The sequence below is a fragment of the Streptosporangium nanhuense genome, from assembly GCF_059358815.1.
The window spans coordinates 73,437-90,632 of the sequence record NZ_JCADBG010000028.1 but is presented as its reverse complement, the minus strand read 5'-3'; the positions used below and the strand labels follow the sequence as shown (position 1 = coordinate 90,632).

Annotated in this window: 10 protein-coding genes and 1 tRNA gene; 9 read left to right on the top strand and 2 right to left on the bottom strand. The window is 71.1% G+C overall.

What is annotated here, in order from left to right; translation table 11 throughout:
- The first annotated feature begins 2 nt into the window (after positions 1-2).
- Positions 3-1,022 carry a chorismate-binding protein gene (locus tag AC5L38_RS37865; RefSeq protein ID WP_495247621.1) on the top strand — a complete coding sequence of 340 codons (1,020 nt, stop codon included), beginning with the start codon at positions 3-5 and terminating at the stop codon, positions 1,020-1,022.
- Complete coding sequence (locus AC5L38_RS37860) at positions 1,019-1,849, top strand: aminotransferase class IV (RefSeq protein ID WP_495247620.1); 831 nt, start codon at positions 1,019-1,021, stop codon at positions 1,847-1,849. The genes AC5L38_RS37865 and AC5L38_RS37860 overlap by 4 nt, the downstream gene beginning before the upstream one ends.
- Before the next feature lie 82 nt (positions 1,850-1,931).
- Here AC5L38_RS37860 and AC5L38_RS37855 read toward each other — a convergent pair whose 3' ends face one another.
- Positions 1,932-3,374 (bottom strand): LVIVD repeat-containing protein, encoded by a 1,443-nt coding sequence (locus AC5L38_RS37855; RefSeq protein ID WP_495247619.1) that lies wholly within the window; start codon positions 3,372-3,374, stop codon positions 1,932-1,934.
- A gap of 25 nt (positions 3,375-3,399) precedes the next feature.
- Here AC5L38_RS37855 and AC5L38_RS37850 point away from each other — a divergent pair, with 25 nt between their 5' ends.
- Complete coding sequence (locus AC5L38_RS37850) at positions 3,400-4,032, top strand: DUF305 domain-containing protein (RefSeq protein ID WP_495247618.1); 633 nt, start codon at positions 3,400-3,402, stop codon at positions 4,030-4,032.
- A gap of 71 nt (positions 4,033-4,103) precedes the next feature.
- Here the strand turns inward: AC5L38_RS37850 and AC5L38_RS37845 are convergent, their stop codons facing one another.
- A complete protein-coding gene (locus tag AC5L38_RS37845; RefSeq protein ID WP_184547867.1) occupies positions 4,104-4,520 on the bottom strand; it encodes an SsgA family sporulation/cell division regulator in 417 nt (138 codons plus the stop codon).
- Positions 4,521-4,990: 470 nt separating this feature from the next.
- Between AC5L38_RS37845 and AC5L38_RS37840 the strand changes: the two genes are divergently transcribed.
- The 6 genes from AC5L38_RS37840 (at position 4,991) to AC5L38_RS37815 (ending at position 17,159) form a co-directional block, all read left to right on the top strand.
- Positions 4,991-5,062: transfer RNA gene (locus AC5L38_RS37840), tRNA-Val, on the top strand.
- Positions 5,063-5,574: 512 nt separating this feature from the next.
- A complete protein-coding gene (locus tag AC5L38_RS37835; protein ID WP_495247617.1) occupies positions 5,575-8,445 on the top strand; it encodes a helix-turn-helix transcriptional regulator in 2,871 nt (956 codons plus the stop codon).
- Between the two features lie 1,082 nt (positions 8,446-9,527).
- Positions 9,528-13,130, top strand: coding sequence for a galactose-binding domain-containing protein (locus AC5L38_RS37830; protein WP_495247616.1), 3,603 nt, complete (start codon positions 9,528-9,530; stop codon positions 13,128-13,130).
- Positions 13,131-13,287: 157 nt separating this feature from the next.
- Positions 13,288-15,225 (top strand): DNA helicase RecQ, encoded by a 1,938-nt coding sequence (gene recQ, locus AC5L38_RS37825; protein WP_495247615.1) that lies wholly within the window; start codon positions 13,288-13,290, stop codon positions 15,223-15,225.
- 164 nt (positions 15,226-15,389) lie between these two features.
- Entirely contained in the window at positions 15,390-16,052 is a 663-nt protein-coding gene (locus AC5L38_RS37820) for a potassium channel family protein (protein WP_495247614.1), read from the top strand.
- Between the two features lie 210 nt (positions 16,053-16,262).
- Positions 16,263-17,159 (top strand): TIGR03564 family F420-dependent LLM class oxidoreductase, encoded by an 897-nt coding sequence (locus tag AC5L38_RS37815; protein WP_495247613.1) that lies wholly within the window; start codon positions 16,263-16,265, stop codon positions 17,157-17,159.
- Positions 17,160-17,196 lie beyond the last annotated feature (37 nt).

Genomic DNA, 17,196 nt, shown 5'->3' with positions numbered 1-17,196 from the left:
CGGTGCATGACTCTTTTGCGCATGTCACCGGATACCTGGCGACCGGCCTGCGGGATCTCACCACCGATCTCGCCGCGCTGGACGGCGAGGGATGGTGGGCCGTCGTGGTCGACTACGAGGGCAAGGTGACGTGCGCCAGGTTCGACGAGGTCCGCCGGGCCCCGCTGCCCGCGCCGCGCGGCCCCTGGCGCGGGCCGCACCCGTCGTCGTGGCGCAGCTCCCTGGACCGGGCCGCGTACGAGGAGGGCGTGCGGCGCGTCCGCGCCCACATCGAGCGGGGCGAGGTCTACCAGGCCAACCTGTGCCGGGTGCTGAGCGCGCCGCTCCCCGCCGGGCGGGCGCCCGACCCGTCGGCCCTGGCCGTACGGCTGGCACGGGGCAACCCGGCCCCCTACGCCGCCCTGGTGAGCCTGCCCGGGCTGAGCGTCGTGTCGGCCTCCCCGGAGCTCTTCCTGTCCAGGGACGGCGACATGATCGAGTCCAGGCCGATCAAGGGGACCGGGGTCACCGCGGCGGACCTGCTGGAGAAGGACTACGCGGAGAACGTGATGATCGTCGACCTCGTCCGCAACGACCTGGGCAGGGTCGCCGCGGTCGGCTCGGTGAGCGTGCCCGCCCTGTGCGAGGTGGAGGAGCACCCCGGTCTCGTGCACCTGGTCTCCACGGTCCGGGCACGGCTGGCGCCGGAGTACGGCTGGCCGGAGCTGTTCTCCGCGACCTTCCCGCCGGGGTCGGTGACCGGGGCCCCGAAGTCCTCGGCCCTGCGAATCATCGATGAGCTCGAACCCGAGCCGCGCGGGCCCTACTGTGGGACCGTGGGCTGGGTCGACGCCGACCGGAGGCGGGCGTCGCTGGCCGTGGGGATCCGCACGTTCTGGCTCATCTCCGACGAGATCCGCTTCGGCACGGGCGCGGGCATAACCTGGGGTAGCGATCCGCGACGCGAGTGGGACGAGACCGAGCTGAAGGCCTCCCGGCTCATCGCGCTGGCATCAACATCAGGTTCAGAAGGAGTCGCATGAACGTACCTATATGGCTCAACGGAGCACTGATCTCTCCGGATCAGGCCGTCGTCTCGGTGTTCGATCACGGCCTGATGGTCGGTGACGGGGTGTTCGAGACCATCAAGTGCGTGAACGGCGCCACGTTCGCGCTCACCCGCCATCTCGACCGGCTCACCCTCTCGGCGCGGCGGATGGACCTGCCCGACCCCGACGTGGAGGCGATCGCCGGCGGGATCCGCGCCTGCCTGGCCGAGGCCCCGCCGTGGAGGCTCGGCCGCGTCCGCGTCACCTACACCAGCGGCCCGGGGCCGCTGGGCTCCGACCGGGGCGACCAGGGCTGCACGACCGTGGTGATCGTCGACGAGCAGAAGGCGTTCCCGGCCACCGCCGACGTCACCGTCGTGCCCTGGCCGCGCAACGAGCGCGGCGCGCTCGCCGGGGTGAAGAGCACCTCCTACGGCGACAACGCCAAGGCCCTGTTCTACGCCAAGGCGAGGGGCGGCGGCGAGGCGATCTTCGAGAACCTCGCGGGAAACCTCTGCGAGGGCACCGGCAGCAACATCTTCGTCGTACGCGACGGGCGGCTGCTCACCCCCACGCTCGCCTCGGGCTGCCTGGCCGGGGTCACCCGCGCGCTCGCCCTGGAATGGTGCGGGGGAGCCGAGGAGGACGTCCCGCTCTCGGCCCTGTACGAGGCCAAGGAGGCGTTCCTGACCTCCACCACCCGTGACATCCAGCCGATCCGGGCGGTCGACCAGACCGTGCTGCCCGCCGCGCCCGGCCCGATCACCGCCAAGGCCATGCAGATCTTCGCCGAGCGCTCCGCCGCCGACATCGATCCCTGAGCCCGGCCCGCGCTTCCGGTTCCCGGCTTGCGGCTCCGGTGGGGGTGCCCCACCGGAGCCGCAAGCCGGCCGGACCGGCGGGCTAGTAGGACACCTGGGTCTGCGCGTTCAGCTCCTTGATCTTGACCTTGGCCGCGGGGTCGGTCAGCGGGTCGTCGATGCGGAGCACGTCCAGGCCCTTGGTGATGTCACTCGAGTAGATGTGGCCGTTGTAGTAGTACGCCGACCAGGAGCCACCGACCCCCTGCACCGGGCCCCGCTCGAAGAAGCCGATCTCCTTGGGGTCGGTCGCGTCGGTGAAGTCCCAGACGGAGACCCCGCCCTGGTACCACGACTGGACCATGATGTCCTTGCCCGGCACCGGCAGCAGCGAGCCGTTGTGCGCGACGCAGTTCTCCTCGGGCGACTGCTCCCTCGGGATCTTGAAGTAGCCGCGGAGCGTGAGCTTACGGTCCTCGCCGAGGTCGTACACCGCGTTGGCGCCCTTGGTCTTCGGGGTGTTGGCGTCGCAGGTCGCGCTCACGCCGCCGCCCAGCTCGTCCCCGAAGACGACCTTGGTGGCGTCGTTGTTGAACGTCGCCGAGTGCCAGATGGCGAAGTTCTCCTTGTCGCTCACGTGCTGGAGCACCTTGGGGTTCACCCGGTCGGAGATGTCCATCAGGATCCCGTCGCCGAAGCAGGCGGCGGCGGCGAGGTCCTTCTCCGGGTAGACCGTGAGGTCGTGGCAGCCGCCGATGGCGCCCTCGACGGCCTTCTCCGAGAGCGCCGGCTGGGAGACCACCTTGGCGGTCTTCGGGGCCTTGACGGGCACCTCGACCACGGAGATCTTGTTGTGCGGGGGCGGGCAGGTCGACGTGCCGGGCTCGGGGCCGGGGGAGGAGATGTAGAGGTAGACCGTGTCCGGGCTCTTGCCGGGAACGAGGGTGTGGGTGTGCGAGCCGCAGTCGGTCCGGACCGCCGAGACGAAGGTGGGGTGGGTCTTGTCCGTGATGTCGAAGATCCGGATGCCCTCCCAGGCGTCCGCCTCCGGCTCGCCGCGCTGGGCGTCGCACTCCGGGCCGGACCGGGCCGAGTCGATCGACAGGAACAGCAGGTTCCCGCTCACCGAGATGTCGTTCTGCTCGCCGGGGCACAGGACCTGGGCGGCGATCGAGGGGCTCGCCGGGTCGGAGATGTCGAAGACGCTGAAGCCGTCGAAGTTGCCGACGAACGCGTAGTCGCCCTGGAAGGCCAGGTCGGTGCCCCACGACTGGGGCCCGTCGAGCGGGGCGCTGGGAGGCACGTTGGCCAGGTGCGTGATGTTGTCGCTGTGTGTCTCGCCTCCCGAGGTCCCGGGAGCGGGGGTCTGCGCCGCCTGCTCGGAGGGGCTCGGGCTCTTCACCGGGGTGGGCGCGGACGCCGGGGACGGTGGCGAGGCCGAGGGGGCCGGATCCGCCCCGCACCCTGCCACGAGAAGTAACGCGGTCAGGACGAATGCCGCGATCGGTCGCACGGTGCCCCCATTACGTCGGTCCACTTGCCCCATTATTGAAGCTATGTGGAGGATGCGTGTGCCGAGTCAGGGTATCGCGGTGATCATGATGGCAGCGGTCCTCGGTGGATGCGCGGGGACCGGATCGGAGCGGTCCACCCCGCTCGTCGCCGAGTCCGGCGCGCCCGTGATCATCCCGGGCGGCCCGGGAGAGGCCGGCCGTACGGCGAGGCCGGGCGAGAGTCTCGGGGAGTCCGAGGCGCGCGTCACCGCGGCCGACGTGAGGTTCGCCGAGGGCATGATCCCGCACCACCGGCAGGCGCTGGAGATGGCGGCCCTGGTGCCGGACCGGTCGTCCTCGCCGGTCCTGCGGAAGCTCGCCGAGCGGATCACGGCGGCGCAGCGGCCGGAGATCGCGGCCATGACCTCGTGGTTGAGGGCGGCCGGACGCCCCGCGGGCGAGCACGGCGGTCACGACGACCACGCTCTGCCGCTGGAGGAGATGAACCGGCTCAGGGCGGCCAGGGGGACGGCCTTCGACACCCTTTTTCTGAACCTCATGATCACCCATCACGAGGCGGCGGTGACGATGGCCGGGCTCCAGCTGCGCGAGGGCACCGACCGGATCATGCTGGCCACCGCGAAGGACGTCGTCTCCGGGCAGGGCATCGAGATCGCCAGGATGCGGGACCTGCTCAAGCCCGGGACGTAGCCCGCCGGCCCGGCCGGGAGAGCGTCACACGGACCCCGGCGGCTCGCAGGACCTGGCGGGCGGGGCTCCCTTCAGGAGCTCCAGAGCATGTTGCTGAGCTCGGCGTCCAGGTCCATGAAGTCGGTCTCGCGACCGGCGGGGACCAGCTCGTAGGTCCGGTGCAGGAACTCCGTGAGCGGGGCCAGGGGCACCTCGAACAGGGCCTGCCCGAACGGCGACGTGAGGCTTATGTGCAGCGTGCGCTCGCCGTCGGCGCGCGCCGGCCACACCTGCACGTCCCCGTCGCCGACCCTCCGCACGATGCCGACCGTGAGCAGCTCGCGAGCGAAGATCCACTCGACCGGCTCGTCGTTCCCCACGTGGAAGGCCATCCTGATCGCGTACGGATCACCGGCGGTGTAGCTGAGCCCGGCGAGCAGGGGGACGGTGGTACGGTCGGGGACCACAAGCCGAAGGCCTAGCTCGGCAGAGACGGTGGCGCTGTTCATCGTCAGCCAAACCTTTTTCGTCGTCGGTCCCCTCTGCGGGGCTTTCACTGCTCACTGCTCTGAAACGGCTTCGTTCCTCGCGGGCTATCACGCGGAACAAAGAAACCTGTAGGAAAGATTCCGCCTCCACGCCCTTCTGTAACACACATCACAGCGCGACATTTGGGCATCTACCTGGCTAAACATCACCAACAGGGCCGTATTTGCAAGGGTTTTGCGTCTCGTTTTGGTCACCGTCGACTCCCTGGCGGGGCGTCTCGGGTGATTCGGGTCGAGCGCGGGTCGTTCGGTGCTTCTACGGATCAGGACGATGCTATGACACCGTAGCCCCCCGCCGGATGCATCCTCGGACCTTTGCCTCCCGACTGTGTCGTCTTCCAAGATCATTTCATTGGCGGATACCGCTTCGCGAGCACTCCCGGATTGCTGTATGGTTTTCCACGTCGGCACCGTGAGGGGCCGCACAGGGCGGGCGATTAGCTCAGCGGGAGAGCGCTTCGTTCACACCGAAGAGGTCACTGGTTCGATCCCAGTATCGCCCACACTAGCAAGTCGCAGGTCAGAGCCTCCTGGTTGACGCCAACCGGGGGGCTTTTTCCGTGATCGGGCACCTTGTGCGGCCGACGCCTCCGGAGCCGGCGCGGGGCGGGGGAGTCCTGATCCGCGAGAAATCCGCACGAGGTTCCCGAAAGCGCGGCCGGCAAGGCGCGGCGGGGGCGCCGGGAAGGCGCGGGCGGGACAAGTCCGGGAGGGCGTGAGCGAGGGCGCCCTGCTGCCCGCAGGGCGCCGGACGACGCCCCGCCCTTTCCTCTCTCCGCGAAAACCCGTCCGGGCCGCTGCGGCGCCCTCAGGGCCGGTCCCGGACGTCCGGTGATCACTCGTTCCCGGGCGGGGGGCGACGGGCCTCCCTGGAAGATCACGGAAGGCCCCCGGACGGCCGTTCGACCGGGTGACCGCGAGGCCGGGCGCGAAGGGGGCGGGGAAGGGCGGGAAAGCCGGGAGGCCGCGTGGAAAGGGGCGCCCGGCTGTCGGGGGCCGGTGGCATCCTGGGGGCGTGAGAGCCCACACGGTAAGCCCCCTGTTCGTCGGCCGCGCCGACGAGCTCGCGATTTTGGAAGGCGCGCTCGCCAGGGCCCGCTCGGGGGCGGCCTCGACCGTGTTCGTGGGAGGCGAGGCCGGGGTCGGCAAGACCCGCCTCGTCCGCGAGTTCACCGAGCGCACCGGCGACGCCCTGGTGCTGGTCGGCGGGTGCCTGGAGCTGGGCACCGAGGGCCTCCCCTTCGCCCCCTTCACCGCGGTGCTGCGCAGGCTCGCCCGCGACCTGGGCCACGACGGCGTCGCCGCGCTGCTGCCCGGCGGGGTGACGCGGGGGCTCGCCCGGTTGCTGCCGGAGTTCGGCGAGCCGGAGAGGGAGGGGGCCGAGGCCAGGTCCCGGCTCTTCGAGCAGGTCCTGAGCCTGCTGGAGCGGCTCGCCGAGACCCGGCCGACGATCCTGGTGATCGAGGACGCCCACTGGGCCGACCGCTCCACCCGCGACCTGCTGTCGTTCCTCGTCCGCTACCAGCGCTCCGACGTGCCCCTGCTGACCCTGGTCACCTACCGGGCCGACGAGCTGCACCGCACCCACCCCCTGCGCCCGCTGCTGGCCGAGCTGAGCCGGGTCGACTGGGTCACCCGGTTCGACCTGCGCAGGCTGAGCCGCCGGGAGGTGAGCCGGCAGGCCGCGAGCATCCTCGACGGCGAGCCGGTCGCCGACATCGACCTGGTCTACGCGCGCAGCGAGGGAAACCCGCTGTTCGTCGAGGCCCTGCTCAGCGGGGGCGAGGGCGAGACGCTGCCCGACTCGCTGCGCGACCTGCTGCTGGCCAGCGTCGAGCGCCTGCCGGAGGAGACCCAGGAGCTGATGCGGCTGGCCGCCGCGGGCGGGGCCAGGATCGAGCACGCGATGCTCTCGGCCGTCGCCGGGGCCGACGACGGCGAGCTCTCCCGCCTGCTGCGCCCGGCGGTGGCGGGCAACGTGCTCGTGGTCGACGGCGAGACGTACGCCTTCAGGCACGCCCTGATCCGCGAGGCCGTCCACGACGACCTGCTGCCCGGCGAGCGCACCCGCCTGCACACCCGTTTCGCCGAGGCCCTGGAGGGCAACCCCGGCATCCTGCCCGCCCCCCGGGGGGCCATCGAGCTCGCCCACCACTGGCACGCCGCGCACAACCCCCTCTGGGCGCTGATCAGCGCGTGGCACGCGGCCGCGGCGGCGAGGAAGACCGCGGCCTACGACGAGCAGCTGCGCATGCTGACCCGGGTCCTCGAACTGTGGGAGGCGGTCCCCGACGCCGCGCAGCGGATCGAGACCGACCACGTCGGGGTGCTCCGCCAGGCCGTCACCGTGGCCCACCTGGCGGGGGAGTTCGAGCGGGGCATCTCCCTGGCCAAGGCGGCCCTGCGGGAGATCGACACCACCACCGACCCGATCCGCGCGGCCCGGCTGCTGCGGCAGCGCGGGCTCGTCAGGTACGACCTCGGCAGGGCCGGGTTCATCGAGGATCTGCGCACCGCCGTCGGGCTCGTCCCCGCCGAACCGCCCACCTCCCTGCGCGCCCGGGTCCTGGAGAACCTGGCGCGCATGCTCAGCCACCCCGACGACTGGCCGGAGAAGGAGGCGCTGGCCGAGGAGGCCATGCGCATCGCCCACGAGGTCGGCGACATCGACACCGAGGCCCACGCGCTCGTCACGCTCGTCTGGGCCAGGGGCCGCTACTCCCGGATGGAGGAGCAGGTCGTCGCGTTCGCCAGGGCGCGGGAGATCGCGAGCAAGGCCAGCACCTACAACGCGCTGATGCGGGCCGTCATCTCCGAGTCCGACGCCCTGGAGGGGGGCGGATGGCACGAGCGGGCCGCCGAGGTCGCCCGAGGCGGCATCGCCGACGCCGAGGCGTACGGCCTGGCCCGCACCTCCGGCGCCTTCCTGTCGATCAACCTGGTCGAGCCCCTGGTCTCCCTCGGACGGTGGGACGAGGCGTCCGAGGTGGTCGAGCGCACCCTGGAGGTCACCCCGCCGCCCCCCTACCGCGCGAGCCTGCAGGCCCTGGCCACCGACATCGCGCTGGCCCGCGGAGACCTCGACCGGGCCGACTCGCTCTTCCGGGCCTCACGGGCGGTGTTCACCGGGGGCATCTACCGTGACCAGACGATCATGCCCCAGCTGCGCAGGGAGATCGAGCTGCTGGTGGCGCGCGGCAGGGGCGAGGAGGCGTCCGAGCTCGTCGAGCGGACCCTGGACGAGCAGGACCTGGAGGCCACCCCCCGCTACGTCTGGCCGCTCCTGCGCGCCTGCCTGCGCGTGGCCGTGCCCCCGCTCGCCCGGCTGCGGGCCACGGCGGAGAAGATCGGTGTGGAAGGGGAGCTCCAGAGGGCGCACAGCCTCACCTTCGCGGCCGAGGCCGCCCAGGCGGAGGGGACGCTCGACCGGGCGGCGTGGGAGGCGGCCGCGGCCGCCTGGGCCGGGCTCCGCCAGCCCTACGCCGAGGCCTGCGCCCTGCTCGGCGTCGCACGGGCCGCCGTCGAGGCGGGGGAGCGTGAGGAGGCCGCGCCGAGCCTGTCCCGGGCGGCGGAGCTCGCGGCGCGTGTCGGGGCCTCGCCGCTGACCGCCGAGATCGGCTCCCTGGCCAGGCGCGCCCGCGTCCCGCTCTCCGGGGAGCCCGTCCCCGCGGAGCCGGTCCCCGGCCGGGCGGGGCTCACCGCGCGCGAGCACGAGGTGCTGAGACTGGTGGCCGCGGGCCGGAGCAACCGCGAGATCGCGGGGGAGCTGTTCATCTCGGCGAAGACCGTCAGCGTGCACGTCTCCAACATCCTCGCCAAGCTGGGCGCCGCCTCGCGCGGCGAGGCCGCCGCGACGGCCCACCGGTTGCGCCTGTTCGAGGGCTGAGGCGTCACCGCGTCCCGTCCTGCTGTCTTTCAAGCCACATGTTTCCAGCCGAACGGCCAAGGCGGCCTCCTGCCGCGGGCTTTTCGGGTTTCGCGCCGATCCGCGCGTGCCCCCGACGCTCCGGCGTGGCGCCCTTCCGGGCCGGCCGGCGTGCCGTACGACGGCCGCCGCGAAGGTAGCCGTCGTACGGGCCACGTTCACGCGGACCGGTACGTACGGGTTCACGAGTTCCGGTCGCCCGCCTTCGTCGGGCGGCCCGTCACGCCGTTCGGGCTCCCTCCGGCCCGCCGCGCGGACGCCCCGGAAAGGGGCGGCGACCCTCCCGCGTCCCGGCCCGTGGAGGGGCCGGAAGGCCGCCGGAGCAGGCGGATCGGCCCGATCGCACTCGGAGTTGAGGGGCGAGGTAAACCACCCTTCTCGACCCGTTGACGCGGCTGTAGCACGTATGTAACATTTGGCCAGCGCAATGCAAAAATATTGCAAAGTCCTGTCAAATTCTCTCTGTTCTCCGCAACTTACGGCAGTGATGTGCTGCGCCGGCACATCCCTCCCACCCCTCCGGAGAGGCCCCAGGTGATGTCGTTCTCGGCATTGCGCGGTCGGTCGCCACCCTGGCGGTCCCGGTTGCGACACTCATCGCCCCCGCGCCGACGCTGACCGGTACGGCCGTCACGGTCGTCATGGTCGTCATGACCTGTGCCCGGCAGAGCGTCCCGCGCCGCCGTGGCCGGTCGAGGGGCCGCGGTTCCGGACACCTCCCGTCCGGGCCCATCGACGGACATCACCAGGTCCGACCAGATCCGACGTTCACCCATCGCTCGTCCCGCCGGTCACCTCCACAAGAAGGACACCGGCGCACACGGCGACCAGCACCCCCCAGCGACGAACGAGGCACGGCTCGCGGATCGGCCCGCACAGATCACCCGGCCGGCCCGCCCGCCGGATTCCGAGGTCCCGCAGAACGGGACCCGGGGGTCCGCACCTCGTGGGCGAGGCACTCCAGGGTGCCGAGCGCGTCGCGCGGTGGAGGCCACGGCCTCCCTCCCGACCCTGTCGTTCCAGACGAGAGATAGAGGAACGCAATGAGAAAGCAGTACCTGGCGTTACGGCTGATGGCGGCGATGGCCGCCACCAGCCTGCTCGCTCTGGCCGGGGCAGTCGCCTCACCGGCCTCGGCGGCGGCCGGCCCCAACCTCGCGGCGGGCAAGTCGGCCTCCTCCAGCAGCGTCAACGCCCCCTACGGGGCGGGCAACGTCACCGACGGGAACGCCACCACCTACTGGGAGAGCAACAACAACGCCTTCCCGCAGTGGGTCCAGGTGGACCTCGGGGCCGCGGCCAGCGTCGACCAGGTGGTCCTGAAGCTGCCGCCCGCGACGGCCTGGGAGACCAGGACGCAGACCCTCTCGGTGCTGGCGGGCACGAGCGCCACGCCCACCACGACGGTCGTGGGCTCGGCCGGCTACACCTTCAACCCGGCGACCGGCAACACGGTGACGATCAACTTCACCGCGACCAGCGCCCGCTACCTGCGGCTGAACCTCACCGGCAACACGGGCTGGCCGGCCGGCCAGATCTCCGAGTTCGAGGTGTACGGCCCCGTCAGCGGCGGTGACACGACGCCGCCGAGCACGCCGTCGAACCTGGCTTACACCGAGCCGGGCTCGGGCCAGATCAGGCTGACCTGGAACGCCTCGACCGACGCCGTCGGCGTGACCGGGTACGACGTCTACGCCAACAACGCCCTGCGCGCCAGCGTGGCGGGCAACGTCCTGACCTACACCGACACCCAGCCGGCCACCGCGACAGTGTCCTACTACGTCAAGGCCAGGGACGCCGCGGGCAACCAGTCGGGCAACAGCAACACCGTCACCCGCCAGGGCAGCACCCCGACCGGGACGAACCTGGCCGTCGGCAAGGCGATCACCGCCTCCTCCTCGGTCTTCACGTTCGTGGCCACCAACGCCAACGACAACAACACGGCGACCTACTGGGAGGGCAACGGCGGCAGCTACCCCAACACGCTGACCGTCAGCCTCGGGGCGAACGCCTCCCTCAGCTCGGTCGTGCTGAAGCTGAACCCCGACAGCGCCTGGGGAACGCGCACGCAGAACATCCAGGTCCTCGGCCGCGCGCAGAGCTCGTCCACCTTCACGAGCGTGGTGGGGGCTGCGAACTACACCTTCAACCCCGCCTCCGGCAACACGGTGACGATCCCGGTCAGCGGCGCCTACGCCGACGTCCAGCTCAGGATCACCTCCAACACCGGCGCCCCCGCCGGTCAGGTCGCCGAGTTCCAGGTCATCGGCACCCCGGCGCCGAACCCGGACCTGACGATCACCGCTCTGACCGCGTCCCCGGCCTCCCCCGTCGAGACCGCCTCCGTCACGCTCTCGGCCACGGTGCGCAACGCCGGCTCGGCGGCCTCCGGCGCGACGAACGTCGACTTCTACCTGGGCACCACCAAGGTCGGCACCGCCGCGGTCGGCGCGCTGGCCGCCGGGGCGTCCGCCACGGTCTCGGCCGTCGCCGGTCCGCGTGACGCGGGCAGCTACGCGCTGAGCGCCAAGGTCGACGAGGCCAACAGCGTCATCGAGCAGAACGAGTCGAACAACACCTTCGCGGCCTCCTCCCCGCTCGTGGTCACGCCGGTCAGCACCTCCGACCTGGTCGCCACGACCAGCTGGACCCCCAGCAACCCGTCCAACGGCGCCGTCGTCACCTTCTCCGTGGCGATCAAGAACCAGGGCACCCTGGCCTCCGCGAGCGGCGCCCACGGCATCACGCTGACCGTCCTCAACGAGGCGGGCACCGTCGTCCGTACCCTGACCGGCTCCCACACCGGCGTGATCGCGCCCGGCGCCACCGCCGGCCCGGTGAACCTGGGCACCTGGACGGCGGCCAACGGCAAGTTCACCGTCAGGACGGTCCTCGCCGACGACGCCAACGAGCTGGCGGTCAAGCGGGCCAACAACACCAGCACCCAGCCGTTCTTCGTCGGCCGCGGCGCCAACATGCCGTACGACTTCTACGAGGCCGAGGACGCCGTCGTCGGCGGCGGGGCGGTCGTGGTCGGCCCCAACCGCAACATCGGCGACGTGGCGGGCGAGGCGTCCGGCCGCAGGGCCGTGACGCTGAACAACACCGGCAACTACGTCGAGTTCACCACCAAGGCCAGCACCAACACCCTGGTCACCCGCTTCTCCATCCCCGACTCCGCGGGCGGCGGCGGCATCAACTCGACGCTGAACGTCTACGTCAACGGCACCTTCCTCAAGCCCATCAACCTGACGTCCAAGTACGCCTGGCTGTACGGCCCCGAGGCCGGTCCCAACAACTCGCCCGGCTCCGGCGGCCCGCGTCACATCTACGACGAGGCCAACGTCATGCTCGGGACCACCGTCCCGGCCGGCAGCAAGATCAGGCTGCAGAAGGACGCGGCCAACACCACGACGTACGCGATCGACTTCATCAACACCGAGCAGGTCTCGCCGGTCGCGAACCCCGACCCCGCCAGGTACACGACCCCCACCGGCTTCACCCACCAGGACGTGCAGAACGCCCTCGACCGGGTCCGGATGGACACCACCGGCAACCTGGTCGGCGTCTACCTGCCGGCGGGCACCTACCAGACGGCCAGCAAGTTCCAGGTCTACGGCAAGGCCGTCAAGGTCGTCGGCGCCGGTCCCTGGTACACCCAGTTCCGGGCGCCCGACACCCAGGACAACACCGACGTCGGCTTCCGCGCCGAGGCCAGCGCCAACGGCTCGTCCTTCGCGAACTTCGCCTACTTCGGCAACTACACCTCGCGCATCGACGGCCCGGGCAAGGTGTTCGACTTCGCCAACGTCGCCGACGTGGTGATCGACAACATCTGGAACGAGCACATGGTCTGCCTCTACTGGGGCGCCAACACCGACCGGGTGACGATCAAGAACTCCCGCATCCGCAACATGTTCGCCGACGGCATCAACATGACCAACGGCAGCACGGACAACCTCGTCAGCAACAACGAGGCCCGCGCCACCGGTGACGACAGCTTCGCGCTGTTCTCGGCCATCGACGCCGGCGGCGCCGACATGAAGGGCAACGTCTACGAGAACCTGACGTCCATCCTGACCTGGCGGGCCGCGGGCGTCGCGGTCTACGGCGGGTACGACAACGTCTTCAGGAACATCTACATCGCCGACACGCTGGTCTACTCCGGCATCACGATCAGCTCGCTGGACTTCGGCTACCCGATGAACGGCTTCGGCGCCAGCCCGCCCACCAGGTTCGAGAACATCTCGATCGTCCGCGCCGGCGGTCACTTCTGGGGGCAGCAGGTCTTCCCGGCGATCTGGGTCTTCTCCGCCTCCAAGGTCTTCCAGGGCATCCGCGTCAGCAACGTGGACATCGTGAGCCCGACCTACGGCGGAATCATGTTCCAGACCAACTACTCCGGAGGCCAGCCGCAGAACCCGGTCACCGACACGATCTTCACGAACGTCTCGATCACCGGGGCCCAGAAGAGCGGCGACGCCTTCGACGCCAAGTCCGGCTGGGCCATCTGGGCCAACGAGATGCCCGAGCCCGGCCAGGGCCCGGCGGTCGGCTCGGCCACGTTCAACAACCTCCAGCTGAGCAACAACTTCCAGAACATCAAGAACACGACGTCGACCTTCACGATCAACGTCAACCCGTGATCCGGTGATCTTCTAGGAAGATCGCGGGAGAACCGCGCTACCGGTGCCGCCGGGAGGTCCGACCCTCCCGGCGGCACTTTCCCGTCAGGACCCCGGGGGTCCGCGCTTCCCGCCCGTTCGCCGCCGACCAGCGGGAAGATCCTCGTACAATGTCCCGATGGCTTCCCCCGAGAACGGCCCCGAGGTGAGCGACGCGTCGCGGGTCCTGCAGCGCGTCTTCGGCTACGACTCGTTCCGGGAGGGCCAGCAGGAGATCATCGAGCACGTCGTGTCCGGCGGCGACGCCCTCGTGCTCATGCCGACCGGCGGCGGCAAGTCGCTGTGCTACCAGATCCCCGCCCTCGTGCGGAAGGGCACCGGAGTGGTGATCTCGCCGCTCATCGCGCTCATGCAGGACCAGGTCGACGCCCTGACCGCGCTCGGCGTACGGGCCGGGTTCCTCAACTCCACCCAGGACTTCGAGGAGCGCCGCGCGGTCGAGTCGGCCTTCCTCTCCGGCGAGCTGGACCTGCTCTACCTGGCGCCGGAGCGCCTGCGGGTCGACTCCACGCTGCGGCTGCTCGACAGCGGGGTGATCTCGCTGTTCGCCATCGACGAGGCGCACTGCGTCGCCCAGTGGGGGCACGACTTCCGGCCCGACTACCTCGCCCTGTCCGCGCTGCACGAGCGCTGGCCGGACGTGCCGCGCATCGCGCTGACCGCGACGGCCACCAGGGCGACCCACGCCGAGATCGCCTCCCGGCTCAACCTGGAGGAGGCCCGCCACTTCGTGGCGAGCTTCGACCGCCCCAACATCCAGTACCGCATCGCCCCCAAGAACGAGCCCAAGCGGCAGCTGCTGGAGCTGCTGCGCACCGAGCACGCCGGGGACGCGGGCATCGTCTACTGCCTGTCGCGCAACTCGGTCGAGAAGATCGCCGAGTTCCTGGTGCAGAACGGCGTCGAGGCGCTGCCCTACCACGCGGGGCTCGACGCCCGCGTCCGCGCCGCCAACCAGGCGCGCTTCCTGCGCGAGGACGGCCTCGTCATGGTCGCCACCATCGCGTTCGGCATGGGGATCGACAAGCCCGACGTGCGCTTCGTCGCCCACCTCGACCTGCCCAAGTCCGTCGAGGGCTACTACCAGGAGACCGGCAGGGCCGGGCGCGACGGCCTGCCCTCCACCGCCTGGCTCGCCTACGGCCTCCAGGACGTCGTGCAGCAGCGCAAGATGATCGACACCTCCGAGGGTGACGACGCCCACCGCCGCCGCCTGGCCACCCACCTGGAGGCCATGCTGGCCCTGTGCGAGGCGGTCGAGTGCCGCCGCACGCGGCTGCTGGCCTACTTCGGCCAGGAGGGCGGCGCCTGCGGCAACTGCGACACCTGCCTGTCGCCGCCGGAGTCGTGGGACGGCACGGTCGCCGCGCAGAAGGTCCTGTCGACCGTGTTCCGGCTCATGCGCGAGCGCCGCCAGAAGTTCGGCGCCGGGCAGATCATCGACATCCTCCTCGGCAAGAAGACGGCCAAGGTCATCCAGCACGACCACGACGGCCTGACGGTGTTCGGCATCGGCACGGAGCTGAGCGAGGGCGAGTGGCGCGGCGTGGTGCGCCAGCTGCTGGCGCAGGGGCTGCTCGCCGTCGAGGGCGACTACGGCACGCTGGTGCTGACCGAGGCGAGCGCGGAGGTCCTGGGCCGCAGGCGCCAGGTCCCGCTGCGGCGCGAGCCGGAGAGGGCGCCCAGGGCCGCCAAGGCCTCCGGCGCCTCCAAGAGCTCCACCTCGCGCCGGGCCGAGCCCGTCGAGATGCCGGAGGAGGCGGCGCCGGTGTTCGAGCTGCTGCGCGCCTGGCGCGGGGCCACCGCCAAGGAGCAGGGCGTGCCCGCGTACGTGATCTTCCACGACGCGACCCTGCGCGAGATCGCGACCAGGCTCCCCTCGTCCCTGGCCGAGCTGGGCACGATCAGCGGGATCGGGGAGAACAAGCTCGCCAAGTACGGCCGGCAGGTCCTCGACACCCTCGCGGGCCACGACCGCGATCCCGGCGGAGACCCGGGGGAGGCCTCCGACGAGGCCTCCGACGAGAGCCAGGACGCCCTCCTGGAGTTCCCCTGAGGTCAGGGTCGCCCGGCGTTCCCCTGCGGTAGGATCGGGCGAATCCGGGCTTAAGGGCCCGCGCAGTGAGACGCATATAGGAGCCTGGAGGCTGTCGTCCGCCTCCGGGCTTCTCGCGTTGGCGGATCCCCCCGCGGCTGCGCACTCCCGAAAGAGGACGATCGGTGGCTGACAGAAGGAACGATCCGGTGGTGGTCGTCGGGCTCGGCCGCTTCGGCAGCTCCCTGGCGGTCGAGCTGTCCCGCAGGGGCACCGAGGTGCTGGCCATCGACCACCGCCCCAAGGTGGTGCAGAGCCTGGCGGGAAAGCTCACCCACGTCGTCGTCGCCGACTCCACCGACATCGAGGCGCTGCGGCAGATGGGGGTGCCCGACTTCTACCGGGCGGTGGTCGCCATCGGCACCGACCTGGAGTCCAGCATCCTCACCACCTCCCTGCTCGTCGAGCTGGAGATCGACGACGTCTGGGCCAAGGCGATCAGCCGCGAGCACGGCCGCATCCTGGAGCGGGTCGGCGCCCACCACGTGATCCTCCCCGAGCACGACATGGGGGAGCGGCTGGCCCACCTGCTCAACGGGCGGATGCTCGACTACATGGAGGTCGACGGCGACTACGCGGTGGTCAAGACCCGCCCGCCCCGCGAGTACGTCGGCGTTCCCCTCGGCGAGTCCAACCTGCGGCGCAAGTACGGCGTGACCGTGGTCTGCGTGAAGGGCGAGCACGACGAGTTCACCTACGCCGACGCCGGGACCGTGCTGGGGTACGGGGACGTGATCGTCATCGCGGGCAAGATCGAGCAGGTGGAGCGGTTCACCGAGCTCCCCTGAACCGCCAGGCCCTCTCCGCCGTACCCCGGTCGTGGCCCTCGTGAGTGCCTGCGCCGGGCTCCCGCCGTTTCCTGTCGTGCCCCCGTCGTGTTCCCGCGGTGTTGCGGGGAGTACCCGCGCGTGCTCGCGATTCGCCGTGCCCGTGCCGCTGTGTGATCGCCGCGATCGATCTAGACTGGGCGGACCTTACTAGAATGGAGTTCGGTAGCGATGCGATTCGGACTGTTCATCAACGGCTCCCAGAAGCCGGACGCGTTCGGCCTGCTGCGGGAGCGCATCGCCCGCGGGGCCGATGACGGCTTCTCCTCGGTGTGGATGTCCCAGACGTTCGACCTCGACGCCCTGACCGCGCTCGCCGTGATCGGCAGCCAGGTGCCGGGGATCGAGTTCGGCACCGCCGTCGTCCCGACCTACCCGCGCCACCCGGCGGTCCTCGCCCAGCAGGCGCTCACCGTCAACGCCGCCCTCGACGGGCGGCTCGCCCTCGGCATCGGGCTCTCGCACCAGATCGTGATCGAGGGCATGTACGGCCTGAGCTTCGAGCGGCCCGCCCGCCACATGCGCGAGTACCTGTCGATCCTGCTGCCGCTCGTGCGCGGGGAGAACGCGGCCTTCGAGGGGGAGACCCTCACGGCGCGGCTGGGGCTGAACACGCCGGGGCCGAGGGACATGCCCGTCCTCATCGCCGCCCTGGCCCCCAGGATGCTCAAGCTGGCCGGGGAGGTGGCCGACGGCACCGTGCTGTGGATGACCGGCGCCAAGACGGTGACCGAGCACGTGGCACCCGCCGTCACCGAGGCCGCGCGGGCCGCCGGGCGTCCCGCGCCGAGGATCGTGTGCGCGCTGCCCGTCTGCGTCACCGACGACGCCGAGGCGGCCAGGGCACTGGCCGCCGAGCGGTTCGAGATCTACGGGCAGCTGCCGTCGTACCGGGCGGTGCTCGACAAGGAGGGCGCCGAGGGCCCGGCGGACGTGGCGATCATCGGTGACGAGGACGAGGTGTCGGCGCGGATCGAGGAACTCGCCAAGGCCGGGGTCACCGACTTCGTCGCCTCCGAGTTCTCCCGGGGCACCCGGACGCGGGAGTTCCTCAAGAGCCTTCTCTGAGGGCTCTCCCCCGGCCCGCCCGGGGGAGGCCGCCCGC